Source organism: Kribbella polygonati (assembly GCF_050320105.1).
Lineage (GTDB): Bacteria > Actinomycetota > Actinomycetes > Propionibacteriales > Kribbellaceae > Kribbella.
This window is the reverse complement of record NZ_CP190129.1, coordinates 5,322,486-5,346,220: the sequence shown is the minus strand read 5'-3', so window position 1 is coordinate 5,346,220 and position 23,735 is coordinate 5,322,486. Positions and strand designations below refer to the sequence as shown.

The 23,735-nt window shown below is 69.3% G+C and carries 24 protein-coding genes; 14 read left to right on the top strand and 10 right to left on the bottom strand.

Annotated elements, in window-relative coordinates; all coding sequences use genetic code 11:
* Positions 1 to 29: 29 nt before the first annotated feature.
* Complete coding sequence (locus ACQHIV_RS25270; RefSeq protein ID WP_427885715.1) at positions 30 to 1,226, bottom strand: neutral zinc metallopeptidase; 1,197 nt, start codon at positions 1,224 to 1,226, stop codon at positions 30 to 32.
* 73 nt (positions 1,227 to 1,299) lie between these two features.
* Between ACQHIV_RS25270 and cysS the strand changes: the two genes are divergently transcribed.
* The 4 genes from cysS to ACQHIV_RS25250 all read left to right on the top strand — a co-directional run bounded on the left by cysS (position 1,300) and on the right by ACQHIV_RS25250 (position 4,794).
* Positions 1,300 to 2,724 (top strand): cysteine--tRNA ligase, encoded by a 1,425-nt coding sequence (gene cysS, locus ACQHIV_RS25265; protein ID WP_427885713.1) that lies wholly within the window; start codon positions 1,300 to 1,302, stop codon positions 2,722 to 2,724.
* 1 nt (position 2,725) lies between these two features.
* The gene (rlmB, locus tag ACQHIV_RS25260) at positions 2,726 to 3,688 is read left to right on the top strand and encodes a 23S rRNA (guanosine(2251)-2'-O)-methyltransferase RlmB (RefSeq protein WP_380201362.1); all 963 of its coding nucleotides are present in this window, start codon (positions 2,726 to 2,728) and stop codon (positions 3,686 to 3,688) included.
* A gap of 47 nt (positions 3,689 to 3,735) precedes the next feature.
* Positions 3,736 to 4,500, top strand: a complete 765-nt coding sequence (locus ACQHIV_RS25255) for a DinB family protein (RefSeq protein ID WP_427885710.1) — start codon at positions 3,736 to 3,738, stop codon at positions 4,498 to 4,500.
* A 90-nt stretch (positions 4,501 to 4,590) separates the two neighbouring features.
* On the top strand, positions 4,591 to 4,794 hold the full coding sequence (locus ACQHIV_RS25250; RefSeq protein WP_427885708.1) for a hypothetical protein: 204 nt from the start codon (positions 4,591 to 4,593) through the stop codon (positions 4,792 to 4,794).
* A gap of 49 nt (positions 4,795 to 4,843) precedes the next feature.
* On the opposite strand, the gene ACQHIV_RS25245 is transcribed toward ACQHIV_RS25250, so the two are convergent.
* The 3 genes from ACQHIV_RS25245 to ACQHIV_RS25235 all read right to left on the bottom strand — a co-directional run bounded on the left by ACQHIV_RS25245 (position 4,844) and on the right by ACQHIV_RS25235 (position 7,406).
* Positions 4,844 to 5,722, bottom strand: a complete 879-nt coding sequence (locus ACQHIV_RS25245; RefSeq protein ID WP_427885706.1) for a S1 family peptidase — start codon at positions 5,720 to 5,722, stop codon at positions 4,844 to 4,846.
* Between the two features lie 136 nt (positions 5,723 to 5,858).
* Positions 5,859 to 6,737: a S1 family peptidase gene (locus ACQHIV_RS25240; RefSeq protein WP_427885704.1), complete on the bottom strand. Its 879-nt coding sequence runs from the start codon at positions 6,735 to 6,737 to the stop codon at positions 5,859 to 5,861.
* Between the two features lie 84 nt (positions 6,738 to 6,821).
* The gene (locus ACQHIV_RS25235) at positions 6,822 to 7,406 is read right to left on the bottom strand and encodes a TetR/AcrR family transcriptional regulator (protein ID WP_209697595.1); all 585 of its coding nucleotides are present in this window, start codon (positions 7,404 to 7,406) and stop codon (positions 6,822 to 6,824) included.
* Between the two features lie 85 nt (positions 7,407 to 7,491).
* Here ACQHIV_RS25235 and ACQHIV_RS25230 point away from each other — a divergent pair, with 85 nt between their 5' ends.
* The 4 genes from ACQHIV_RS25230 (at position 7,492) to ACQHIV_RS25215 (ending at position 10,388) form a co-directional block, all read left to right on the top strand.
* Complete coding sequence (locus ACQHIV_RS25230) at positions 7,492 to 8,643, top strand: acyl-CoA dehydrogenase family protein (protein WP_427885702.1); 1,152 nt, start codon at positions 7,492 to 7,494, stop codon at positions 8,641 to 8,643.
* Positions 8,640 to 9,407: an SDR family NAD(P)-dependent oxidoreductase gene (locus ACQHIV_RS25225; protein WP_427885700.1), complete on the top strand. Its 768-nt coding sequence runs from the start codon at positions 8,640 to 8,642 to the stop codon at positions 9,405 to 9,407. Before ACQHIV_RS25230 ends, ACQHIV_RS25225 begins: the two co-directional genes overlap by 4 nt.
* A gap of 85 nt (positions 9,408 to 9,492) precedes the next feature.
* The gene (locus tag ACQHIV_RS25220) at positions 9,493 to 10,023 is read left to right on the top strand and encodes an NUDIX domain-containing protein (protein ID WP_427885699.1); all 531 of its coding nucleotides are present in this window, start codon (positions 9,493 to 9,495) and stop codon (positions 10,021 to 10,023) included.
* A gap of 92 nt (positions 10,024 to 10,115) precedes the next feature.
* Entirely contained in the window at positions 10,116 to 10,388 is a 273-nt protein-coding gene (locus tag ACQHIV_RS25215; protein WP_427885697.1) for a hypothetical protein, read from the top strand.
* An 8-nt stretch (positions 10,389 to 10,396) separates the two neighbouring features.
* Here the strand turns inward: ACQHIV_RS25215 and ACQHIV_RS25210 are convergent, their stop codons facing one another.
* Genes ACQHIV_RS25210 through ACQHIV_RS25200 form a run of 3 tightly spaced genes read right to left on the bottom strand, consistent with a single transcriptional unit; the run spans position 10,397 to position 14,018 of the window.
* On the bottom strand, positions 10,397 to 11,635 hold the full coding sequence (locus ACQHIV_RS25210) for a glycoside hydrolase family 27 protein (protein WP_427885695.1): 1,239 nt from the start codon (positions 11,633 to 11,635) through the stop codon (positions 10,397 to 10,399).
* Complete coding sequence (dgoD, locus tag ACQHIV_RS25205) at positions 11,629 to 12,774, bottom strand: galactonate dehydratase (protein ID WP_427885694.1); 1,146 nt, start codon at positions 12,772 to 12,774, stop codon at positions 11,629 to 11,631. The genes ACQHIV_RS25210 and dgoD overlap by 7 nt, the downstream gene beginning before the upstream one ends.
* Positions 12,771 to 14,018 carry an ROK family protein gene (locus tag ACQHIV_RS25200; protein WP_427885692.1) on the bottom strand — a complete coding sequence of 416 codons (1,248 nt, stop codon included), beginning with the start codon at positions 14,016 to 14,018 and terminating at the stop codon, positions 12,771 to 12,773. Before ACQHIV_RS25200 ends, dgoD begins: the two co-directional genes overlap by 4 nt.
* Before the next feature lie 146 nt (positions 14,019 to 14,164).
* Between ACQHIV_RS25200 and ACQHIV_RS25195 the strand changes: the two genes are divergently transcribed.
* From ACQHIV_RS25195 to ACQHIV_RS25180, 4 genes are read left to right on the top strand one after another with little or no spacing between them, the layout of a single operon-like run.
* Complete coding sequence (locus tag ACQHIV_RS25195; protein ID WP_427885690.1) at positions 14,165 to 14,953, top strand: NAD-dependent epimerase/dehydratase family protein; 789 nt, start codon at positions 14,165 to 14,167, stop codon at positions 14,951 to 14,953.
* 11 nt (positions 14,954 to 14,964) lie between these two features.
* Positions 14,965 to 16,326: an extracellular solute-binding protein gene (locus ACQHIV_RS25190; RefSeq protein ID WP_427885688.1), complete on the top strand. Its 1,362-nt coding sequence runs from the start codon at positions 14,965 to 14,967 to the stop codon at positions 16,324 to 16,326.
* Positions 16,323 to 17,300, top strand: coding sequence for a carbohydrate ABC transporter permease (locus ACQHIV_RS25185; RefSeq protein ID WP_427885686.1), 978 nt, complete (start codon positions 16,323 to 16,325; stop codon positions 17,298 to 17,300). The genes ACQHIV_RS25190 and ACQHIV_RS25185 overlap by 4 nt, the downstream gene beginning before the upstream one ends.
* Complete coding sequence (locus ACQHIV_RS25180) at positions 17,297 to 18,118, top strand: carbohydrate ABC transporter permease (protein WP_427885684.1); 822 nt, start codon at positions 17,297 to 17,299, stop codon at positions 18,116 to 18,118. Before ACQHIV_RS25185 ends, ACQHIV_RS25180 begins: the two co-directional genes overlap by 4 nt.
* Here the strand turns inward: ACQHIV_RS25180 and ACQHIV_RS25175 are convergent, their stop codons facing one another.
* The 3 genes from ACQHIV_RS25175 to ACQHIV_RS25165 are packed head-to-tail and all read right to left on the bottom strand — an operon-like array spanning position 18,119 to position 20,868.
* Positions 18,119 to 19,087: a hypothetical protein gene (locus ACQHIV_RS25175; protein WP_427885683.1), complete on the bottom strand. Its 969-nt coding sequence runs from the start codon at positions 19,085 to 19,087 to the stop codon at positions 18,119 to 18,121.
* Entirely contained in the window at positions 19,087 to 19,581 is a 495-nt protein-coding gene (locus tag ACQHIV_RS25170; protein ID WP_427885681.1) for a SigE family RNA polymerase sigma factor, read from the bottom strand. Before ACQHIV_RS25170 ends, ACQHIV_RS25175 begins: the two co-directional genes overlap by 1 nt.
* Positions 19,582 to 19,620: 39 nt before the next feature.
* Positions 19,621 to 20,868 (bottom strand): DUF4032 domain-containing protein, encoded by a 1,248-nt coding sequence (locus ACQHIV_RS25165; protein WP_427896548.1) that lies wholly within the window; start codon positions 20,866 to 20,868, stop codon positions 19,621 to 19,623.
* A gap of 68 nt (positions 20,869 to 20,936) precedes the next feature.
* Between ACQHIV_RS25165 and ACQHIV_RS25160 the strand changes: the two genes are divergently transcribed.
* Positions 20,937 to 21,929 (top strand): LacI family DNA-binding transcriptional regulator, encoded by a 993-nt coding sequence (locus ACQHIV_RS25160; protein WP_427885680.1) that lies wholly within the window; start codon positions 20,937 to 20,939, stop codon positions 21,927 to 21,929.
* Between the two features lie 101 nt (positions 21,930 to 22,030).
* On the top strand, positions 22,031 to 23,392 hold the full coding sequence (locus ACQHIV_RS25155; RefSeq protein WP_427885678.1) for an ABC transporter substrate-binding protein: 1,362 nt from the start codon (positions 22,031 to 22,033) through the stop codon (positions 23,390 to 23,392).
* Positions 23,393 to 23,735: the final 343 nt, after the last annotated feature.

Below are 23,735 nucleotides of genomic sequence, written 5' to 3'. Positions count from 1 at the left end.
ACCCTTTACACCTTGCGTTCGGTCATCATTTACCGAACGTACGACGCGGGCGCGACGAACGTGTTGCAGGACGCCGGGCTCCGGCTGGTCCAGCCGGCGTTGGTCCACAGCGGGTACACGGCACGGCTGCCGTGGTCGGGCTGTACGCCGTACTCGTCGCCCTGGTGCGAGTGCAGCCACTGGAGCTGGTACTTCTTGTCGCCGGTGATCCCGAAGGTGGACCGGTTGGCGCCCAGGAACACGTTGCCGAAGCAGCTGGCCTGCAGTTCGGTACGGCGGCTGATCTCGAGCGCCTTGGTGTTCGACGACGCGTACCGGAGGTTCCACGACGCGGTCAGGATGCCGACCATGTTCTGCACGTGGTGCCCGAACTCGTGTGCCACCGTGTCGGCCATCTTCATCCGCACCCAGTCGCTCTGGTACGAGATGTTGCCGTTCTTCCCCCAGAAGGTGACGTCCGTGCCGGCTTCCATGTAGATCGTCTGGTTCGTCGGGCAGTAGAACGAGATCCCGGCGCCGCTGCCGCCGCCGCACGGGCTGGTCGCGGAGCCGGCGAAGATCATCAGGCTCGGCGGGCGGAAGCGCCCCCCGGCGTACTGCACCTGCCGCGGCCAGGCGCGGTTCAGGCAGACCAGGACCGCGGCGTAGTACTTGCGCGCGTTCGTGAGGCTGGTCGGGCGGTACCCGGGCTCGCGGCAGCTCACCGACTTCATCACACCGGACTTGTAGACCCGGTTCTTGGTCACCATCACGTTGTCCGACGGCGGGGCGACGGTGGTCCGGGTGGCGCTGGGCTGAGTCGTCGTCGTGGTGGTGCGAGCGGGCTGCGTCGGGTGGGTGGTCGCCGGCGCGGAGGTCGTCGCGGGCTCGGTCGGGTAGGCGGAGGAGGTGGTGGGCTCCGGCTGCGTGTAGGTGTCGTCGCCGTTGTGCTTGAGGATCGAGCTCACCACGAACAGACCGACGGCGCCGAACAGCAGCACGAGCGGTACGACGATGAACGGGGCCTTGCTCCGCTTCTTCTTAGGCGGCTGCGGAGAGAAGCCGAACCCGGGGCCGGGAGGCGGACCCCAGTTCGGCGGTCCGGGCGGCGGGCCGTACTGCGGGCCGTACGGCTGCTGCGGTCCGGGGTACGGCTGCTGCTGCGGCGGCGGACCGGGGTAGGGGTACTGCTGCGGTGGCGGTGGGTACTGCCCTGGTGGCGGCCCGTACGGCCCTTGGTTCGACACTGACCCGTCCTCCCGGAGATGTGCTGTGGATATCTTGTCAAGGACGGGTGCCACTTCCCGTTACCCTTGACCGGTGACACTTCGCTTGTACGACACCGCAACGGCAGCAGTGAGGGATTTCGAACCGGTCCATCCGGGCAAGGTCGGGATCTACCACTGTGGGCTGACGGTGCAGGGTGCCCCGCATGTCGGGCACATCTACAAGGAAGTGGTGTTCGACGTCCTGCGCCGCTGGCTGGAGCGCTCCGGGTTCGAGGTCACCGTGATCGCGAACGTGACCGACATCGAGGACAAGATCCTCGCCAAGTCGGCCGAGCGCGGCGTCCCGTGGTGGGCGCACGCGTACGAGTTCGAGCGCGAGCTGCACTGGGCGTACGACGTGCTCGGCTGCCGCCCGCCGACGTACGAGCCGCGCGCCACCGGGCACATCCCGGAGATGCTCGAGCTGATCGAGCAGCTGATCGAGCGCGGCCACGCGTACGTCGCGCCCGACGGGTCCGGCGACGTCTACTTCGACGTGAAGTCCTGGCCGGCGTACGGCGAGCTCTCGCACCAGAAGATCGCGGACATGGAGCCCGCCGAGGACGCGGATCCGCGCGGCAAGCGGGACCCGCGCGACTTCGCGCTCTGGAAGGGCTGGACCGAGGCGACGCCGCGGACCGCGTCCTGGCCGGCGCCGTGGGGCCGCGGTCGCCCGGGCTGGCACATCGAGTGCTCCGCGATGGCCGGGAAGTACCTGGGCGAGGAGTTCGACATCCACGGCGGCGGGCTGGACCTGCGGTTCCCGCACCACGAGAACGAGCTAGCCCAGTCGACCGCGGTCGGGCAGCGGTTCGCCCGGTTCTGGATGCACAACGCGCTGGTCACCACGGCCGGCGAGAAGATGTCGAAGTCGATGGGCAACAGCGCCGTCGTACGGAACGTGGTCGAGCGGGTCCGCCCGATCGAGCTGCGCTACTACCTCGTGCAGTCGCACTACCGGTCGGTGGTGGAGTTCTCGTTCGAGGCGCTCGACGAGGCGGCGAAGAGCTTCCAGCGGCTCGAAGGTTTCGTCGACCGGGCCGCCGAGGTGACCGGCGGGGCCGGGCCGGCGGCCGAGCTGCCGTCCGACTTCGTCGCCGCGATGGACGACGACCTGGGTACGCCGGCGGCGATCGCCGTGCTGCACAACACCGTCCGCGACGGGAACAAGCTGGTTGCCGACGGCGACTCCGAGGCGTTGCGCGAGGCGCTCGCGGCGGTGCGCGGGATGCTCGGCGTGCTCGGGCTGGATCCGCTGGCCGAGCCGTGGGTGTCGCGCACCGGCGGCAGCGACGAGCTGACCGAGGTTGTCGACGGACTGGTGAAGGCGCTGCTCGAGCAGCGCCAGGCCGCCCGGCTCCGCAAGGACTACGCCGCCGCGGACGCCGTCCGCGACCAGTTGAAGGCGCTCGGCGTCGTCATCGAGGACACCCCCCAGGGACCGCGTTGGTCACTGGTATCTACCGAAGGAATCTGACGTGCCAGGCAGTAGTCAGCGCAAGGGAGCCATCCGGAAGAAGCCGCGGGGCAACCCGACGGCCGGTTCCGGTGGCCGGGTTCGCCGCGGTCTCGAGGGCAAGGGCCCGACGCCGAAGGCAGTGGACCGGGTCAAGCACCCGGCGCACAAGCGGGCGAAGGCGGCCGAGCGCGCCAAGGAACGCGAGGGGCGCAGCCGCCGGCCGGCCCGCAAGGACGCCGACTCGACGGTCGAGTGGGTGTACGGGCGGAACCCGGTCGTCGAAGCGCTCCGGGCCGGTGTGCCGGCGGCCGCGCTGCACGTTGCCGAAGGCACCGAACGGGACGCCCGGCTGCGCGAGGCCTTGCTGGTCGCGGTCGAGACCGGCGTCTCGGTGCTCGAGGTGCCGCGCTCCGAGCTGGACCGGGTCACCGCGGGCGGCGCGCACCAGGGCGTCGCGCTGCAGATCCCGCCGTACGAGTACGCACACCCCGACGACCTGCCACAGCGGGCGTACGACGCCGGCGAGGTGCCGCTGATCGTCGCGCTCGACGGCGTGACCGACCCGCGGAACCTCGGCGCGATCACCCGGTCGGCGGCCGCGTTCGGCGCGCACGGCGTCGTCGTACCGGAGCGCCGTACGGCGTCGATGTCGGCGTCGGCGTGGAAGACGTCGGCCGGCGCCGCGGCCCGGATCCCGGTCGCCCGGGCCGGCAACCTGAACCGGGCGCTGAAGTCGTACAAGGACGCCGGGCTGCTGGTGATCGGCCTGGACATGAACGGTGCGGTCGAGCTGCCCGAGTTCGAGGCCGCGACCGAGCCGATCGTGCTGGTCATCGGCTCCGAGGGCAAGGGTCTGGCCCGGCTGGTCCGGGAGAACTGCGACCTGATCGTCTCGATCCCGATGACGAGCGCCACCGAGTCGCTGAACGCGGGCATCGCGGCAGGCGTCACGCTGTACGAGATCTCCCGCCGCCGCGGCTGACCCGTTCCGGACGCGAACCGTCCGGAACCTGCTCTACCGTCGCGTTCATGGAGAACTTCGAACAGGCCGACCTGAGCGGGGCGCACTTCAGCCAGGTGCGCCTCAACAGCGCGAGCTTCCGTCAGGTGTACCTCAACGACGCACGGTTCCGGCTGGTCGACCTGACCGGGGCCGTGCTCCGGGAGGTTCGCCTCACCGGCGCCTCGATCGACGGCGCGGACCTCAGTGGCCTGACGATCGACGGCGTCGAGATCGCCCCACTCGTCGAGGCGGAACTGGTCCGCCGCCAGCCGGCCCGCGCCCTCCGCCGCGCGACCGACGTCGTCGACCTGCGCCGAGCCTGGCAGCTGCTCCAGGACTCCTGGCAGCAGACGTACGACCACGTCGCGACCCTCCCCGAGGGCGCCACCGGCATCTCGGTCGACGGCGAATGGACCTTCGCCCAGACCCTCCGCCACCTGGTCTTCGTCACCGACGCCTGGCTGGGCGCCGCCCAGCAGTCGACGAAGTACCACCCCTGGGGCGTGGCCTTCACCGACATCGCGGACTTCACCGACCCCACCCCGCTGGGCCTCGACCCCGCCGCCACCCCGACGTACGCCGAAATCCTGACCCTCCGCAAGGACCGCGCCGCCGCCGTCCAGTCCTTCCTGGCCGACGCCACCCCAGCCGTCCTCGCCGAACCCCGCCAAGGCCCACCCTGGGCAGACGAACCCCTGACCACCCTCACCTGCCTCCACGTCCTCCTCGACGAAGAACTAGAACACCACCACTACGCCACCCGCGACCTCGCCACCATCGAGCACCAGTGACCGCACCCGGCCTGCTGGAACAGATCGCCGAGGTCGGCGAGGAGCCACTTCACTTCGACCCGGTGGACTTCCTGGCCGAGTACCGGTCAAATGCCTGGTTTGTGGCCCAACACGACATCTGCTCCTGCGGACCGGCTGCCGTTCAACGTTCCCGTCGTACCAACTCCGCTGAGGAGCATCGTCGAGGGATACCTGCGCTCGGCCGGGTACATCTCCTGGAGCCACCTGCATGACGAAGGCTTGGAGGAGGCGCAGGAGCTGACCGTCGAGGTCTGGTCTGTGCCTGTGGCTTGACTACCTGGCTGCGCCCCGGCCGGGTGGGGCCGGGGCGCAGGGGTGTGGATCAGTAGACGCTCACGCCGTAGCGGGAGAGGGCTTCGGTGACGGGCTGGAAGTAGGTGGTGCCGCCGGAGGAGCAGTTGCCGGAGCCGCCGGAGGTGAGGCCGAGGGCTACCGAGCCAGCGAAGAGGGCGCCGCCGGAGTCGCCGCCCTCGGCGCAGACGGTGGTCTTGATCAGGCCGGTGACGGTGCCTTCGGCGTAGTTGACGGTCGCGTTGACCGCCGTGACGGTGCCGCTGTGCACGCCGGTGGTGCTGCCGCTGCGCTTGACCGACTGGCCGACCGTCGCGTTGCCGGCGGACGTGATGTCCTGCGAGGACCCGTTGTACAGGTCAACGGTCCCGGGGTGGTTCGTGTACGACGTGCTGTACTTGACGATCGCGTAGTCGTTGCCCGGGAAGCTCGACCCGTACGTCGTACCGAGCAGCGTGGTCTTGCTGGAGTTCGAGTACCAGCTGGAGGCGATGTTGCCGCAGTGACCGGCCGTCAGGAAGTAGTACGTGCTGCCGCTGCGGACGTTGAAGCCGAGCGAGCAGCGGTACTGCCCGCCGTAGATGGCGTCGCCGCCGGCGATGTACTTGGTCAGCTTGCCGGACATCTTCTCGAGCTTGATCCGGCTGCCGAACTGCTTGGTCACACCGGTCAGCTGCGCCAGCTTCGCGCCGGTGACGGTGCTGTCGTACGACACGATGATCCGGCCGTTCGGGTCGGTCTCCCAGGCGGTGCCCGGGATCGTCGCGTTCTCGGCCAGTGTGGACGTGATCGCGGCCGCGGACAGTGTGGCCGGGTTGACCGGTGCGGCCGAGGCCTGCGTTGCCAGGAGTCCGGCGGCAGCAAGCCCGGCCGCGGCCAGGAGAGCGGTGGTACGGCGGAGTGGGAACATGGTTTCAGCCTCCTCACGATGAGGACGCCTTCGGGGCGGGGCGTCCTTGACTTCAACCGTGACGAGTCCTACCCAGTATCTCCCTGAGTATTCAGGCAATCTCGGAGCGTAGGGGAAACCTGCGCCCGGGATTGGATCAGTAGATGTAGACCCCGTACGCGTTCAGCGCCTGCACGACCGGCTGGAAGTACGTCACGCCACCCTGCGTACAGTCACCGGAACCGCCGGACGTCAGCCCGAACGCGTACTGCCGGTAGAACAGCGGGCCGCCCGAGTCGCCCGGCTCGGCGCAGACGCTCGTCCGGATCAGGCCGACCACCCGGCCGTCGCCGTAGTTCACCGTGGCGTTGAGCCCGGTCACCCGGCCGCTGTGCAGGCCACTGGTCGCGCCGGAGCGGTACACCAGCTGGTTGAGACCCGGGTTCATCGCCTTGGTGATGTCCTGCGAGTGGCCGTTGTACAGGTACACGCTGCCGCCCGGGGGCTTCGTCTTGATGTCTGTCCGGTACACAACCAGCGCGTAGTCGTGGTACGGGTACGTCGCGTTCCAGACAGCGCCGGTGTAGACCGCGTGGTTCTGGTCCTGGTACCAGCGGGCCGCGTCCTTGCCGCAGTGGCCGGCGGTGAGGAAGTAGTACTTCCCGCGGCGCTGCACGTTGAAGCCGACGGAGCACTTGTAGTTGCCGCCGTACGTCGCCATACCGCCGCTGATGTACTTCTGCAGCTTGCCGGGCAGCTTCTCCATCTTGATGTTGGTGCCGAGCTGCTTGGTCAGGCCGGTCAGCTTGGTCAGCTTCGTGCCGGTCACGGTGGAGTCGTACGACACCACGACGGTGCCGTCCGGCTTCGTCATCCACGCCGTACCCGCGGTGTGGATCTGGTCGTTCAGAGTGGCGGTGATCGCCTTGGCGGACAGGCGGGGCGGCTTCACCGGATCTGCCCCGGCCGGTGCGGCGGCGGTGAGGGCGAGAGCGGCGGCCGCCACCACGGCCGCGGTTCGTCGGAGAGATTTCATGGTGATCAGCCTTCCGGGGCGTACGGCTCTGATGCACGAGATGGCAGCAAGAGGACGGCTTCCCACCCTAGAGGGCAGGGTGGTTCAGTCGAGCCGCAGGGAGTGCAGAACGAAGGACGCGAGTTCGCGGTAGGCCTCGGCGTCGTTCAGGCCGGTACGGCGGGCGATGTCGCCGCGCTGGATCGCCTGCATGGTGTGCGCGATCATCTCGGCCGCGAACGCGATGTCGACCTGCCGGAACGTCTTGTGGTTGATGCCGTCCTCGATCAGCTGCCGGACCCGCTCGGCGGCGATCCGGGTGTTCCGCTCGTACACCGACCGGGCCGGCGCGAACGTCGCCACGTCGTCCAGGAAGGTCCGGCTGGCCGGTCGGAGCGCGTCCGCGACCGCGCCGAGGTACGCCGCGATCCGCCGGTCGTGCCGGGTCTGCCGGACCACCGCGGACTCCACCTGCGCGGTGGCATTCTTGAAGTAGTGCTTGACCACCTCGACGGCGAGCTGTTCCTTGCTCGGCGCCAACGCGTAGAGGGTCGTCTTGCTGCAGCGCAGCTCGGCGGCCAGGTCGTCCAGGGTGAACCGGCTGAACCCCTGCTCGAGGAACAGGGACAGGAGCCGGTCCAGCAGCTCGGACTGCCGGCGGGTACGTCGGCCCGGAACGACTGTTGTCATATCGAGACAGCATAGAACGATACTGGATTAGATGCGTCAGTATCGTTTGGAGTATCATTTCGTCAGCTGTTGAGAGGGGTTCCTGATGGCCGTCGACCGGCTCCTGCCCACTGACGAATCCGTTGACCTGCTCGCCCTGGTCCGGGACCTGTGCGAACACGAACTGGCGCCGCACGCCGCGCACGCCGAGGAGACCGAGGCGTTCCCGCGGGACGCCTTCCGCACGCTCGGCAAGGCCGGCCTGCTCGGCCTGCCCTATCCGGAGCAGTACGGCGGCGCCGAGCAGCCGTACGAGGTGTACCTGCAGATGCTCGAGGAGATCGCGTCCGCGTGGATGTCGGTCGGCGTCGGCGTCTCGGTGCACACGATGACGTCGTACGGGCTGGCCACGTTCGGGAGTGACGAGCAGAAGGCGCGGCTGCTGCCCGACATGGTCGGCGGCGAGCTGCTCGGGGCGTACGCGCTGTCCGAGCCGCAGGCCGGGTCCGACATCAGTTCGATGACCACCCGCGCCGTCCGCGACGGGGATTCGTACGTCCTGAACGGCACGAAGGCCTGGATCAGCCACGGTCCGTACGCCGACTTCTTCACCACGTTCGCCCGTACGTCGGACGACCGGAAGCACGGGATCTCCGCGTTCCACGTCCCGGCCGGCGTCGACGGGCTGAGCTTCGGGGCGCCCGAGCGGAAGATGGGCCTGACCGGGTCGACGACGACGCTCGTCAACTACGACGATGTCCGGGTCCCGGCGGCGAACCTGATCGGCGCGGAGGGCGACGGGATGCGGATCGCGCTGTCCGCGCTCGATTCCGGCCGGCTCGGGATCGCCGCGTGCGCGGTCGGCCTGGGGCAGGCGGCGCTCGACCTCGCGACGTCGTACGCGCAGGAGCGGCAGCAGTTCGGGCAGTCCATCGCGGACTTCCAGGGCGTCCAGTTCCTGCTCGCGGACATGGCCGCGGCGGTCGAGTCCGGGCGGGCGACATACCTGCACGCGGCCCGGCGGCGCGACCTGGGCCGGGCGTTCACCCGGGAGGCCGCGATCGCGAAGCTGGTCTGCACGGACGCGGCGATGAAGGTCACCACCGACGCGGTCCAGGTGCTCGGTGGGTACGGTTACACCCGGGAGTTCCCGGCCGAGCGGTACATGCGTGAGGCCAAGGTGACCCAGATCTTCGAAGGTACGAACCAGATCCAGCGGCTTGTCATCAGCCGTGACCTGTTGAGGAGCGCTTCATGAAGTTTGGTCCGTCCGACGTCGCTCTGGTCACCGGTGGAGGTTCGGGGCTCGGGGAGGCGACCGTACGGCGGCTGGCGGCGGACGGGCTCGGCGTGGTGATCGTCGACCTGCCGTCGTCGGCGGGCAAGGCGATCGCGGAGGAGCTCGGCGACCGGGTGGTGTTCGCGCCGACCGACGTCACCGACGAGGCCGCGGTGACGGCCGCCCTGGATGCCGCCGCAGCGCTCGGGACGTTGCGGGTCGCGGTGAACTGCGCCGGGGTCGCGACGCCTGGCCGGGTCGTCGGCCGGAAGGGCCCGTTGCCGCTGGCAACCTTCCGGCAGGTGATCGAGATCAACCTGATCGGCACCTTCAACGTCCTCCGGCTCGCGGCCGAGCGGATGATCGCGTCCGAGCCGGCCGCGGACGGCGACCGCGGCGTGATCGTGATGACCGCGTCGATCGCGGCGTACGACGGGCAGATCGGGCAGGCGGCGTACGCGGCCAGCAAGGGCGGCATCGTCGCGCTGACGCTGACCGCCGCGCGCGACCTCGCCGACAAGGGCATCCGGGTGCTGACGATCGCCCCGGGCACGATGGAGACCCCGATGCTCGCCGGCCTCCCGGAGGAGACCCGGACGGTCCTCGAACAGCAGGTCCCGCACCCGTCCCGCCTCGGCAAACCGTCGGAGTACGCCGCACTCGTCCGGCACATCCTCGACAACCAGCTCCTGAACGGCGAGGTCATCCGCCTCGACGGCGCCCTCCGCATGCCCCCGCGCTGATGCGCGTCCGTGGGCGTGTCTCCCGATCCCACGCCTACTGCGCGGCACCCGGCGGGCACCTCGCCGAGCGGGAGCGAAGGGAACGATGAACCACATCGACCCCTCCGCTCCCGCTCGCCGAGGCACTCCGCCGAGCACCTGCTCGCTACGGCGCGGGATAGGGAGACACGCCCTGGCGATCCTGCTCCGCGCGGGATCGCCGTTCCTCCAGCTGTGGTGGCGCCTGCGCAGGCCCACCACCTTCGGCGTGAAAGCTCTGCTGCGACTACCGGACGGCCGTTTCCTGGTCGTCCGGCACTTGTACGCCGACGTCCACCGCTGGGCGCTCCCCGGCGGCGGCTACAAACCCACCCGGGAAACCCCGGCCGAAGCAGCCGCCCGCGAGGTCCACGAAGAACTCGGCCTCAGCGTCCGTCCGGCCGACTTCACGACCCTGAGCAGCACCGTCACCACCCTCGAAGGCAAACACGACACACTCACGATTCTGACTGCCTTCGCCCCCTCGGAGTCCACCATCCTTTCCGCGGAGATCGCCGAGGCCCGTTGGGTGAAAGACCTTCAGGAACTGGGCGATGCGCCGCTGTCGAAGTGGTTGCTTTCGGCCCTCATCGAATAGTCCTTTCGGGGTTGCCCGAAAGCAGGTGCGGATCTCGTGGTCCGGTCGACATGCTCGAAGTGTTCCGCCAACCACCACGAAAGGTACGGATCATGAGCATTCGCAGGGTTTTCTACGGTGTCCTGGCCGGTGGCGCGCTCGCGGCGGGCAGCTTCGCGGTTCCCGCGGCCCAGGCGGCACCGGCCGCCCCGGCCACTTCGACGGTCGTTGCCTCCGACAACTGGGAGTACGTCGGCGACTTCTTCTGGCAGTCCGACTGCCACGCCGCCGGTGCCGCCGGCACCAAGTGGACGAAGTACAAGTGCATCAACGGCTCGGCGTTCCCGGGTGACGACTACGAGCTGTGGGTCGTCTACAACAAGTAGGCCCTCGCTCAGAGCGGTGCGCTGAGTTCGAGCCAGCGGACGCCGTGTGCAGGCACGGTGTCCGCGCGCTCGGTGGTCGGCGTACCGGTCCACAGGTCGCGCGCGGGAGCGGGGAGTTCGGCGGGCAGCGTCACCTCTCGAGGTCCGGCGCCGGTCCAGAACAGCGCGGCATACGAGCGGTCGCTGCCCTGGGCGGTCCAGACGATCAGCTCGCCGTCGTCCAGCGGCTCGCGGATGATCTCCCGGCCGTCGGACGACGACCGGAGCAGCTCGGCGAGCGCCGGATTCGCCAACAGTGCAAGGGTTTCCGGCGGAGTCGTCGGCAGGTCGCCGCCCATCATCAACGGCGAGCGACCCATCACCCAGAGCGTCAGCAGCGTCTTCTGCTCGTCGACGGTGAGCCGGCTCATCCGGTCGTCACCGCGCTCGGCGCGGATGCCGATGTGGCCGAGCGGCAGCATGTCCGCGTCCGCCCAGCCGCCGTCCTGCTGGAACGGCGACCAGCGCGCCAGCCGGGCGAACTGCGCGTGCACGTCCTCCCAGCGATCCCACAGGTCGTCCGAGATCCGCCACATCGTCGCGTTCGTCCGCAGGTGGTCCAGGTGATGGGTGGACAACTGGGTCCCCGGCGACAGCGACAGCACGATGTCCCGCTCGCTCCGCTCGATCGCCCGCGCGTACGCCGCGATCTCCCGGTCGTGATACGGCGCCAGCATGTCGTCGGCCTTGACGAAATCCACACCCCACGCGGCGAACTGCGCCACCTGGGCGTCGTAGTACGCCTGTGCGCCGGGGTGGTCGTGGTCGAGCCCGAGGTTGTCCGGGTTCCACGCGCAGACGTGGCCGTGGTCCGCGACGTCGCGCGCCGTCCACTCGGTCCCGTACACCGGCAGGTCCAGTTCGACCGCCCGCCGCGGGATCCCGCGCATGATGTGCAGCCCGAACTTCAGCCCGAGCGCGTGCACCTTCGCCGCCAGCGGCCCGAAGCCGGCGCCGTCGACGGCCGAGGGGAAGCGCGACGGCGCCGGCAACTGGCGGCCGTGATCGTCCAGCACGACCGGCGCGTTCTCGTTGTAGCCGTGCGACCGCGCCGTCGGGTCGTACCAGGCGATGTCCACGACGATCGTGTCCCAGCCGAAGGCCAGCAGTTGGTCGTGCATGACCTGCGCGTTGGCCAGTACTTCGTCCTCGGTCACGGTGGTGCCGAAACAGTCCCAGCTGTTCCAGCCCATCGGCGGGGTCACCATTCCGCGAACGATCCGTCGTCGTGCCGCAGGACAGGGGAGCGCCAGCGGTGCGGCTCCGCGGCCGCCGCCCGGACGACCTCCTCGTTGACCTCGATCCCCAGCCCGGGACCGGTCGGGCGCCGCACATGCCCGTCGGTGAACGCGAACACCTCCGGATCGACCAGGTAGTCCAGCAGCGCGTTGCCGCCGCCGTACTCGATGCCGAGGCTCTGCTCCTGGATCAGGAAGTTCGGGATCGCGAAGTCGATCTGCAGGCTGGCGGCCAGCGTGATCGGCCCGAGCGGGCAGTGCGGCGCGACGCTCACGTCGTACGTCTCGGCGAGCGCGGCGATCCGGCGGACCTCGGAGACGCCGCCGGCGTGCGAGATGTCCGGCTGGGCGACCGCGATGCCGGTCGGTATGACGTCCCGGAAGTCCCAGCGGGAGAACAGCCGCTCGCCGATCGCGATCGGGATGCTGGTCGACTCGGCGATCCGGCGCAGGTCGCGGGAGTACTCCGGCGTGACCGGCTCCTCGACGAACATCGGCAGCAGCGGCTCGAGCAGCGGCAGGATCTGCCGGGTGGCCGCCGTACTGAACCGGCCGTGGAAGTCCAGCGCGATGTCGATGCCGTCGCCGAGCGCGTCCCGGAGCGCCTCGACCCGGCTCACCGAGGCCCGCAGCTGCGCGGCGGACGGGATCGGCGGCAGCGCCTCGGACAGGTTGAGCTTGAGGGCGGTGAAACCCTTCGCCACCTTGGCCTGCGCCTCGTCCACCAACTGGGCGTTGTCGCGGCCGTGGACCCAGGTGTAGACCCGCGCCCGCTCGCGGACCGGCCCACCGAGCAGCTCGTGCACCGGAACCTCGTGGAACCGGCCCTTGATGTCCCACAGCGCCTGGTCGATCCCGGCCAGCGCACTCGACAGCACCGCGCCGCCGCGGTAGAAGCCGCCCTTGGCCATCACCTGCCAGTGCTCCTCGATCCGCAGCGGATCCGCACCGACCAGATACTCCATCAGCGCCGCGACCGCACCCTGCACGGCCTCGGCACGCCCCTCGACGATCGGCTCACCCCACCCGCTGATCCCCTCGTCGGTGTCGACGCGCAGGAACTGCCACCGCGGCGCCACCAGGAACGTTTCATATCCGACGATCTTCACACGGCCTCATTCGGTTGGCGGTCGGGCGCGGCAAGCAGGGCCGCGACGAGCTGGTCGGTCTGCCGGAGCACCAGGGCGGCCGCACCGGAGGCACCGGCGCGGGCGCCGAGGTCGAGCTCGGCGGCGACCACGTCGGCGTCCCGGGTCAGCGACATCGCGGTCCGCCGGAGGGTGCCGCGGATCGGCTCCAGGATCAGGTCGCCGGCCCGGGCGAGCTCGCCGCCGACGATGATCCGGGCCGGGTTCAGCAGGTTGCAGATGTTCGCGAGCACCCGGCCGGTCAGCTCACCGGCTTCACGGAGCGCTTGTAAGGTTTCCGGCTGTCCGTCCGCCGCGGCGGTGAGCAGCTCGTCGAGGCCGGCGTCCGCGCCGAGCGCCGGCTCGAGCTTTGCGAGCACGGCCTGCAGTGACGCGTACTGGACCAGGCAGCCGCGATTCCCGCACGGGCACGGTGGGCCGGAGGTGTCCGCGGACAGGTGGCCGATCTCGCCCCCGCCACCGCGCGCTCCGCCGTGGTGCAGGTTGCCGTCGACGAGCATCCCGGACCCGATCCCGGTCGAGAGCCCGACGTACAGCACGTCGGCCAGGTCGCGGCCGGCGCCCCAGGTGAACTCCGCGACCGCTTCCAGGCGGGTGTTGTTCTCCACCAGCACCGGCACGGTCAGGTGCCGGCCGAACTCGGCCGCGACGTTCACCCCGGCCCAGGCCTGCCCCGGTAACGACGGACCGACCACGCCGGTCTGCAGGTCGAGCGGACCCGGTACGCCGATTGCGACGCCGACCAGGCTGCTCTGCTCCAGGCCTGCCTGCGTGAGCAGTGCGTCGAGCAGCGTCAGCCCGGCGGTCAGCCGCTCCTGCCAGGGTGTGTCCGGCGCCGCCCGGACGCCGTCGCTGGCGAGCGTCGCGCCGGACAGGTCGGTGACGTGGCACCAGACCCGCTCGAGGGTGAAGTCCAGACCGGCGGCCGCGCCGGCCGCCGGGTTCGCCCGCAGGAAGCCGCGGGCCCGGCCGTCGACCTCGGACGCGTCGATCCCGGCCCGCGCGGCCTGGTCGCCGTTCACCTCGATCACCACGCCGCCGAGGATCAGGTCGGCGGTGATCGTCGACACCGTCGTCCGGGACACGCCACAGATCCGCGCCAGCTCCGCCCGGTGCAGTGCGCCGTGCTCCATGAGCGCGGACAGCATCCGTTCGGAGTTGGTGCGCCGTAGCGCCCGGAGAGATCCGGTGTCCTTCGCAGCCACGACGTCGAGTATCGGTGGTACGGCACGCCGGAGTCAACAAAACTGACATTCTGTGTTCACACTATTGACACAGATGGGGAACTACTCGAACAATTTCGGCCACAGCCCCGGGGATCGCCCCGGGACCTGGCGACCGGACGAACGACATGGACGCTGAGCCGAGCAGTGCACCGCTGGTGGTGGTCACGGGTGGATTGGGGCGAGTCGCCACGGTGGTCTCGCCGTGGCTGCGCAAGCACTACCGGGTCCGGCTCGTCGACCGCGCTGTTCCGCGGTCGCGGGCCGGCCTGCACGGCGAGCTGGTCCAGGCCGACATCGGCGATCCCGAGTCGGCCGACGACGCCGTGGCCGGTGCGGATGTTCTCCTGCACCTCGCGGGAAACAGCAGTCCCTTTCAGAGCTGGGACAGCGTGTACGCCGCCAATGTCCGGCCGACCCAGGCCGTGCTGGAGGCTGCCGAGAAGCACGCCGTACCGAAGATCGTGCTGGCGAGTTCCCTGCACGCCGCAGGGGAGTACAACCGGCCGCGGTACCGGCCGGTCGATCCACAGCTCGACCCGCGTCCGTGCTGCGCGTACGGGCTGGGCAAGGTCGTGCTGGAGGCGCTCGGCCGGATGCATGCGGACCGTACCGGTGCCTCGGTCACCTGCCTGCGGCTCGGCCTGACCGGCTGGCCACCGGACGAACGCCGCTATCTCGCGCAGTGGCTGTCCGACGACGACGCGGGGCGGCTGATGCTCGCGGCGCTCCAGTCCCGCGAGCGGTTCGGCGTGCACTTCGGCGTGTCCGCGAACGCCCGCAACTACTGGGACATCACCTCCGCCCGGCACGAGCTGGGCTACCGACCCGAAGACGACAGCGAGACGCTCGCGGACCAGGCCGGTCCCTCCTCCGGCCCGGTCTGCCGGCTCTTCGATCCAGACGCTTCCGATTGAAAGGTTCTGCCATGACGACAACGACCCCGGGGCTGTCCCGCCGCCGGTTCCTGGCACTCGGCGGCGCGGCCGCGGGCGGAGCACTGGCGGTGGGCTGCTCGCCCGCCTCCTCCACGAACACGCCGGCCGCCACCGGCACCGGTTCCGGCGCCAAGGGTGTGGTGACGGTGATGTCCCAGTCAGGCGAGTTCGGCCCGAAGGAGGCGAAGGCGGCGTCGCAGGCGCTCGGCCTGACGGTGAAGACCGTCGAGTACGACCTGACCAAGCTGACCGCGATGCTTGCTAGCGGCAACCCGCCGGACGTGGTCCGGGGCATGGGCGCGACCGAGACGCCGTACCTGGTTGCCCGGCAGGTCGCGGAGAACCTGGACCCGTACTTCGCGAAGAGCACGCTGATCAAGGCCGACGACATCGACCCGGTGAACGACGTCTGGCGGTACGACGGCGAGAAGCAGGGCGCAGGCCCGCGGTACGGGTTCGCCAAGGACTACTCGCAGGACTGCACGATCTGGTACAACAGCGCGCTGTTCGACGCGTCGAAGGTGACCCGGCCGAGCGCGACGACACCGCTGCTCCTCGACGAACTGCTCGACGAGGGCAAGCGACTGGTGAAGCGTCAGGGCGCGAAGGTCAGCGTCTACGGGCTGAACCCGAACGGGCTCGGCCTGTTCGGCCAGCTCACCTGGCTGACCGACCTCGCCGGCGGGAAACTGACCTCCGACGATCTCGCGTCCGTCGACTTCAGCAGTTCCGAGGCGCAGCGTGCCTTGACCTGGTACCTCGACTACGCGAAGGCCGGCATCGGCCCGACCGTGCTGAACCCCGACCCGAACGGCTGGGACGGCCCGACGTTCCAGGCCGGCCGGATGGCGGCCACGCTCAGCGGCTACTGGCTGGGCGGGTTGTTCGCCGGTGACCCGAAGTCCGCGAAGGTGGCCGGGTTCGCGCCCGCGCCGCAGTTCGACACCAGCCGGCGGGTCAGCCCGTGCTTCGGCGCGACCGGCCTGTGGATGCCGAAGGCGGGGAAGAACAAGGACGCCGCCTGGGCGGTGATGGAGTGGTACCTGGCCGGCGATCCCGCCAAGGCCCGGGCCTCGGGCGGCTGGGGCATCCCGCCGCTGAAGTCGCTGCAGAAGCTGATGCCGCAGAAGCTGCCGTACCAGAAGCAGGCGTACGACACCCAGATGGCCGAGAAGGAGCACTTCTCGGTCACCTCGTACACGCCGTACGTGCGGCAGGACGCGATCAACGCGATCATCACCCGCGAGTTGCCGAAGGCAATCAAAGGGCCGACGAGCATCGGGCAGTTCGCGGACACGCTGAACTCGGAGATCAACGCGCAGCTCGCGGACGGAAAGAAGCGGTTGCGGTGACGTCGGCGCTGACCGAGGTACGCCGTCGCGCTGCACCCGCGGCGACGGCGGCGGACCGGCGGAAGAAGCCGCCGAAGCTCCGCAAGGCGCGCACGTTCTACCTGTTCGTCGCGCCCTGGATCCTCGGGTTCGTGGCGCTGACGGTGTTCCCGTTGGGGTACGCGTTCTGGCTGAGTCTGACCGACTCCGACGGGCTGTCGCCGCGGACGCACTTCGTCGGCTTCGACAACTACCTGGAGATCTTCCAGGACCCGTTGACCTTGAGCTCGCTCGGGAAAACCGGGCTGTTCGCGCTGGTCACCGTCCCGTTGTCGATTCTCGCCGGGCTGCTGCTGGCCGTCATGCTGAACCAGCCGATCAGGGGCCGCGGGCTGCTGCGTGGGCTGATCTATCTGCCTGCGGTCGTGCCGCCGGTCGGGGCCGCGCTGACGTTCCGGCTGATCTTCGACCGCGATGCCGGTGCCGCGAACGGCATCCTCGACAAGCTCGGCGCCAATCCGATCACCTGGCTTGTCGACCCGAACGCGCGCTACGTGCTGTACGCGCTGGTGTTGTGGGGCTGCGGCGGGTCGATGATCATCTCGCTCGCCGGGTTGCAGGACATTCCGCGGGAGTTGCTGGAGGCGGCGCAGGTCGACGGTGCGTCGTACTGGCAGTCGTTCACGCGGATCACGGTGCCGCTGCTGTCGCCGGTGATCCTGTTCCAGGTCATCACCGGGATGATCGGGTCGCTGCAGTCGTTCGCGCCGCTGCTGCTGTCGTCCGGGTCGTTGAGCGGGGCGGGGACCGTGCCGCAGGGCAACTACCTCTACATGATCCACGTCTTCGCGCAGTACTTCAGCGCCTCCCGGTTCGGGTACGCGTCGGCGATGTTGTGGATGTTGTTCGCGGTGATCCTGGTGGTGACGCTGGTGATCATCAAGGTCAGCGCCCGGACCGTGTTCTACACCGTCGAGCCGGAGGGGAAGAAATGACGCGGACCTACCGCTGGGCCCTCTACATCGTGCTGCTCGCCGTCGTCCTGGTGATGCTCAGCCCGATCCTCTGGCTGGTGTCGACCTCGCTGAAGTCGCCGGCCGAGATGGCGTCGTTCCCGCCGAGCTGGTGGCCGTCCACGCCGCGGTTCGCGAACTACACCGACGCGATCAGCCAGGTGAACTTCATCGGTGCCACGCAGAACTCGCTGACCATCGCGTTCATCAGCACCACGTTGACAACGCTGAGCTCGGCGTGGGTCGGGTTCGGGTTCGCGCGGCTGACGGCGCCGGGGAAGAAGCAGCTGTTCGTCGTACTGCTCGCCACGATGATGCTGCCCGGGATCGTGACGCTGGTCCCGACGTACCTGATCTTCGCCAAGCTGCACATGGTCAACACGTACTGGCCGTGGGTGGCGTGGGGACTCGGCGGCAGCGCGTTCCTGATCTTCCTGTTCCGGCAGTTCTTCGCCGGGATCCCGCGGGAGATGGAGGAGGCGGCGATCATCGACGGCTGCGGGTACGTCGGGATCTTCTGGCGGATCTTCCTCCCACAGTCCTGGCCGGTGATCGCGGCCAGCGTGATCCTGTCGTTCACCCACGCGTGGGGCGACTTCGTCGGCCCGGCGATGTTCCTGAGCCAGGACAGTACGACGCTCGCCGTCGCGATGGCCACCGGCTACGTGAACGACAAGGGCCTCCCGATGAACAACCTGGTAGCCGCCGGCGCCGTCATGTACGTGCTCCCCGTCCTGGTCCTCTTCCTCTTCATGCAACGCCGCTTCGTCAGCGGCTTCTCCACCTCAGGGATCAAGTAGTCAGCGGGGGATCGAGGTGATGGGTTTGGCTGGGTCGAAGCCGGTGGCCGGCTGGAGTTGGTGGTGTGCGCCGGTTTGGATGAGGTTCAGGACGGGAGGTCGGTCGCGGACGCAGGTCGAGTAGGAGAGGTGGACCGGCCAGGTCCGGTCGCCGGTGTGCAGCAGGACGACGTACTCGCGGGGCTCGGGGTCCACGCACCCTGGCAGCGGGCCCGGATCCACGGGCTGGTTCAGGGCGCGGAGCCCGGTGCCGAGGGCGGGTGCCGTCGCGGACGGGACGTTCGAGCTCGCGATCAGGGAGCCGTGCCAGTACTCGCAGATCGAGGCCGTGGTGACGCGCGACGTCGGCGTGGCGGTCGGGCCGGCGGTGGGTTTCGTCGGGCTGCAGCCGTAGTAGTCGGTGTCGGTGATTCTTCGCGCGGAGTTCAGGACGCGTTGGCGGAGTGCGTCGTCCTTGGTGAGGACGCTGAGCTTCACGCCACCGATGGCGCGGGTCTCTTCGGTCCAACCGCCGTCGTACCGCTTGATGCCTGGCTTCTGTACGTCGTCGAACCAGAGGTACGGCTGCCGTTGGGCGAGTGGGATGACGGGCGTGCGGCAGGTGTACTCGCGGCTTGCCGACCACCCGTTCACCCGGCCGATGGAAGGAACGGCCGAGTTGGCCATGAACGTGCACGGCGCGGGGCCAGAGATGTACTGCGTCCAGCTCGACGGGACCTGGACTTCCACGGTTTTGAAGGACTCCCAGCGCCACCCGGGAGCCGGTGCTTCGTGGGCGGGCGGGGGCTGCGTGATGCCGTGCGACGCGGTGATCGCGGTAGCGACGGCGGCGGCCGCGACGACGACGGCACCGATGGCGCGGTGGGTACGGCGGCGGTGCAGGCGGGCGTGGATGCCCGCCAGGAGGTGGTCGTCGGTCGGGGCGTCGGCGGCGTGCTTCGTGAGACTGTCGGCGATGAGTCGTTCCATCAGCGCGTGACCTCCTCGGTCCCGATGGCGGTGCGCAACGACGCCAGCGCACGGTGGATCTGTGAGCGGACCGTGGCGGGCGAGCAGTCCAGGATCAGGGCGATCTCCGCGTCCGGGAGATCCTCGTAGTACCGCAGTACGACGGCTGCCCGTTGTTTCGCCGGCAAGGTCGCGCAGAGCGCCCACACCGCGTCCTGTTCCGCCTGGGCGTCGGCGGGATCTGGCGCCGCGCCGGCGGGACCGGTGTCCGACGTCGGGGTCTCGCGGCGGAAGAAGCGCCGCCAGCGGGAGATGTCCGCGTTGACGATCGACCGGCGTACGTAGGCCTCCGGGTCCTGCGCGCGGCAGATCCGCGACCACCGCGAGTACGCCGCGATCAACGCGTCCTGGACCGCCTCCTCCGCGCGGCTGTGGTCGCGTGTGACCAGGTACGCGAACCGCAGCAACGCCGCGCCGCGGTCAGCGACCCACTCGTCGAAGTCGGGTATCTCCACACCCACATCACGCCGGCGAGGACCCGAACGTTGCACGCGTCAGTCAGGTTCCGGCAACGTCGGCGTCGGCAGCGACAACTTCTCGTCGGGCTTCGCCGCGAGTACGTCGTTCACGTACGAGCGGGCCGCCTCCATCGTGTCGACCTCGTGCCCCGCCTGCTCGGACAGGAACCAGCGGTGTTCGAGCACCTCGTGGAAGATCTCCGCGGGCTCGAGCTTGCGGCTGAGGTTCCGCGGCACCGACCGGACGACCGGCTCGAACACCTCGGTCAGCCACTGGTGCGCGACGATCTCCTCGTCCTCGTTCTGCTGGTCGGTGGCGGCCGCGAACGAGTCCAGGTCGTTGAGCAGCCGCCGGGCCTGGTTCTCCTCGACGTCCAGCCCGGTCAGCCGCAGCAGCCGCCGCGAGTGGTGCCCGGCGTCCACGACCTTCGGCTGGATCCGGACCTGGCTGCCGTCCCAGTCGGTGATGATGTCGATCTCGGCGACGTCGAACCCGAGCTCGTTCAGCCGCCGGATCCGCGAGTCCAGCCGGTGCATCTCGTCGTTCGCGAATTCTTCCGGGGCGGTCAGCTCCGCCCACAGCGCCTCGTACCGCTTCTGGATCGACTCGACCGTCTCCTGCGGGTCGATCGACTCGTCGAGCAGCCCGCCCTCCTGCAGGTCGAGGAGTTCGCCGAAGAGATTGATCTCGGCCGTGTAGAGGTCGTGCGCGCGCTGCCCGTCGGAGATGTCCTGGTGCAGCTCACCGGTCTCGGCGTCCACGAGGTACGCCGCGAACGCGCCGGCGTCGCGGCGGAACAGCGTGTTGGACAGCGAGCAGTCGCCCCAGAAGAAGCCGAGCAGGTGCAGCCGTACGATCAGCGCGACCAGTGCGTCGATCAGCCGGTTGACCGTGTCCGGGCGGAGCGTGCTCGAGAACAGCGCGCGGTACGGCAGCGAGAACTGCAGGTGCCGGGTGATCAGGATCGAGTCGATCGGCTCGCCGTCGCGGTCCACCCGGTCGGTGATCACACCAACGGGTTCGACCGACGGGGCCTCCAGGCGTTCGAGGTCGCGGAGCAGCCGGTACTCGTGCATCGCCAGGTGCTCGAGGACCTCCTTGATCGCATACACGCTGCCGTTGACGCGGACGAACCGGACCACGTGCCGCGAGATACCGCGCGGCAGCGCGACCAGTTGGTCCTCGGGCCAGTCCTCCAGCGGGATGTCCCACGGGAGCGACAGCAGACCGGTGTCCGGGCGGGTGGCGACGAATCGAGGCACGCCCACCAGTCTGTCAGGAATCTTGAGGGTTCAGGGAGGGCGCGCAAGCTCTTGCAAGAACTTGCGTGATCTGGCGTAGAGTTTGCGCCATGACTCGACGACTTGCAGAGGTGGCCAAGAAGGTCGGCGTCAGTGAGGCGACCGTCAGCCGGGTCCTGAACGGGAAGCCCGGCGTCTCCGATGCCACCCGGGAAGCGGTGCTTACCGCGCTGGACGTGCTCGGGTACGAGCGACCCACCCAGCTCCGCGGCGACCGGGCGAGGCTGGTCGGCCTGGTGCTGCCGGAGTTGCAGAACCCGATCTTCCCGGCGTTCGCCGAGGTCGTCGGTGGTGCCCTCGCGCAGCAAGGTTTCACGTCCTTGCTCTGTACCCGGACGCTCGGCGGCGTGTCCGAGGCGGACTACGTGGACCTGCTCCTCCAGCAGCAGGTGTCCGGCGTGGTGTTCGCCGGCGGGTTCTACGCGCAGGCCGACGCGCCGCACCAGCACTACGAGCTGATCCAGGAGCGGAAGCTGCCCGCCGTACTGGTCAACGCCGCCGTCGACCACCTCGGCTTCCCGCAGGTCTCGTCGGACGACCATGTCGCGGCCGAGATGGCGATCGGCCACCTGCGCGCGCTCGGCCACCGGCGGATCGGCATGGTCCTCGGGCCGCGCGACCACATCCCGTCGCGCCGGAAACTGGACGCTTTCCTGGCCGCGGAAGACACCGATCCGGAGCTCGTCGAGCACAGCATGTTCTCGCTCGAGGGCGGGCACGCGGCGGCCACCAAGCTGGTCAACGCCGGCGTCACCGGCATCGTCTGCGCCAGCGACATCCTCGCGCTCGGCGCGATCCGCGCCGTCCGCCGGGCCGGGCTGTCCGTCCCGGACGAGGTCTCGGTGATCGGGTACGACGACTCCGCGATGATGAACTGCACCGACCCGCCGCTGACCACCGTCCGGCAGCCGATCGACGCGATGGGCCGGGCCGCCGTCGACATGCTGGTCGCGCTGATCGAGCGCGCCACCGTACCGGCCGACGAGCTGCTCTTCGAGCCCGAGCTCGTCGTCCGCGCCTCCACCGCCCGCGCTCGGACGTAAGGCGGCGTTCGGCAGTCAATTTTTTGCAACTTCAAATCGAAGTATTGCGCTCATGCATCCAGTTCCCTACGGTGACGGCACCGGAAAGGGAGAGGGTGGACATGACCACAACGCGTCGCGGGCTCAGCCTGCTGCTGGTGATGGGACTCGGGCTGGTGGCCGCGTCCTGCGGGACCGACAAGAAGCCGGCGGGGGACACAGCCGGCGGTCACGTGACGATCACGGTCGGCTGCGAGCCGCCGAAGAGCAACCCGAAGGAGCGCGAGGCCTGGGAGGCCGACGTCGCCGCGTTCCAGAAGGCGCACCCGAACATCACGGTGCAGGGCAAGGACGCGTTCCCCTGCATCAACCCCGACACGTTCCAGGCCAAGCTGGCCGGCGGGACGCAGGAGGACGTGTTCTACGTCTACTACACCGACGTACGGAAGATCATCGAGAAGAAGCAGGCCGCTGACATCAGCCAGTACGTCGGCAGCGTCGGCGCGGTGAAGGACCTGCGCCCGGACGTGATGGGCGTGTTCAAGGACGGCGACAAGACGTACGGGCTGCCGCGGAACAACTACAACATGGGCCTGGTCTACAACCGGAAGCTCTTCACCCAGGCAGGACTCGACCCGGCGAACCCGCCGACGACGTGGGACGAGGTACGGGCGGCCGCCAAGAAGATCGCGGCGCTCGGGCCGGGGTACGTCGGGTACGGCGAGTACTCGGCCGGGAACACCGGCGGGTGGCACTTCGCCGCGGAGCTGTATGCGCGCGGCGGGTCGATGGTCAGCGACGACGGGAAGACCGCGGCGTTCAACAGCGACCAGGGCAAGGCGGTGCTGGAGAACCTGAAGCGGATGCGCTGGGACGACAACTCCATGGGCAGCAAGCAGCTGCTGCAGTGGGCGGACCTGATGCGCATGATGGGCGGCGGCAAGCTCGGCATGATGATCGGGGCGCCGGACGTCGTGCAGTCGGTGAACAACGACTTCAAGGGCAAGTTCGAGGACTACGGGGTGACCGCCGTACCGGAGTCGGGTGGGCAGTCGTCGCTGAGTGGTGGCGACGGGTACATGTTCAACCCGAAGGCGTCGCCGGAGAAGATCAAGGCGGGGCTGCAGTGGCTGGAGTTCCACGAGCTGACGCCGGGGCACGGGCAGTTCGACTACGCGCGTGCCAAGGAGCAAGGGCGTCCGGTGGGGCTGCCGATTCCGGATCTGTACGGCGACAGTGCGCCCGGGCAGCAGATCAACGCACTGCGGAAGCAGTACGCGACGGTGCCGGTCGACAACTTCACGCCGTACGTCGAGGCCCAGAGCAAGATCACCAACAAACTCGAGCCCCCGAAGGCGCAGGAGCTGTACGCCGTACTCGACGTCGCGATGTCCGCGGTGCTGACCCGCAAGGACGCCGACATCAACAAGCTCCTGAACGACGCCGAATCCAAGGCCAACAAGATCCTGGCGAAGAACACCTGATGGTCGACGACACCAGTACAACCGCCCGCCGTCCCCGCTCCGCGGAGACGGCGGGCGGTGGAAGCGGACGGCCGCCGGCGGCGGCTACTAGGGCGCCGGAAGGGGCGGACGCTGGGGTGCCGGAACCGGCGGGTGCTGGGGTGCCGGAAGCGGCGGGTGCTGCGGTGCCGGAGGGGATGGGTGCCGGGGTGCCGGAGGGGATGGGTGCCGGGGTGCCGGAGGCAGCGGGTTCCGGGGTGCCGGGGATGGGGACAGGGGTGGGCTTCGGCGACCCTCCGGCCCACGACGGGGCAGGTGCTCTGCGGAGGGTGGTTGGGCGGAATCTGACGGCTTATGGGTTCTT

Coding starts and splice junctions, on each gene's coding strand:
- ACQHIV_RS25195 (WP_427885690.1), top strand. CDS start 14,165: ATGGACGCTGAGCCGAGCAGTGCACCGCTGGTGGTGGTCACGGGTGGA.
- ACQHIV_RS25255 (WP_427885710.1), top strand. CDS start 3,736: ATGGAGAACTTCGAACAGGCCGACCTGAGCGGGGCGCACTTCAGCCAG.
- ACQHIV_RS25250 (WP_427885708.1), top strand. CDS start 4,591: ATGCCTGGTTTGTGGCCCAACACGACATCTGCTCCTGCGGACCGGCTG.
- ACQHIV_RS25210 (WP_427885695.1), bottom strand. CDS start 11,635: ATGGTGACCCCGCCGATGGGCTGGAACAGCTGGGACTGTTTCGGCACC.
- ACQHIV_RS25155 (WP_427885678.1), top strand. CDS start 22,031: ATGACCACAACGCGTCGCGGGCTCAGCCTGCTGCTGGTGATGGGACTC.
- ACQHIV_RS25245 (WP_427885706.1), bottom strand. CDS start 5,722: ATGTTCCCACTCCGCCGTACCACCGCTCTCCTGGCCGCGGCCGGGCTT.
- ACQHIV_RS25220 (WP_427885699.1), top strand. CDS start 9,493: ATGAACCACATCGACCCCTCCGCTCCCGCTCGCCGAGGCACTCCGCCG.
- ACQHIV_RS25160 (WP_427885680.1), top strand. CDS start 20,937: ATGACTCGACGACTTGCAGAGGTGGCCAAGAAGGTCGGCGTCAGTGAG.
- ACQHIV_RS25175 (WP_427885683.1), bottom strand. CDS start 19,087: ATGGAACGACTCATCGCCGACAGTCTCACGAAGCACGCCGCCGACGCC.
- ACQHIV_RS25230 (WP_427885702.1), top strand. CDS start 7,492: ATGGCCGTCGACCGGCTCCTGCCCACTGACGAATCCGTTGACCTGCTC.
- ACQHIV_RS25235 (WP_209697595.1), bottom strand. CDS start 7,406: ATGACAACAGTCGTTCCGGGCCGACGTACCCGCCGGCAGTCCGAGCTG.
- ACQHIV_RS25190 (WP_427885688.1), top strand. CDS start 14,965: ATGACGACAACGACCCCGGGGCTGTCCCGCCGCCGGTTCCTGGCACTC.
- ACQHIV_RS25215 (WP_427885697.1), top strand. CDS start 10,116: ATGAGCATTCGCAGGGTTTTCTACGGTGTCCTGGCCGGTGGCGCGCTC.
- ACQHIV_RS25180 (WP_427885684.1), top strand. CDS start 17,297: ATGACGCGGACCTACCGCTGGGCCCTCTACATCGTGCTGCTCGCCGTC.
- ACQHIV_RS25225 (WP_427885700.1), top strand. CDS start 8,640: ATGAAGTTTGGTCCGTCCGACGTCGCTCTGGTCACCGGTGGAGGTTCG.
- ACQHIV_RS25240 (WP_427885704.1), bottom strand. CDS start 6,737: ATGAAATCTCTCCGACGAACCGCGGCCGTGGTGGCGGCCGCCGCTCTC.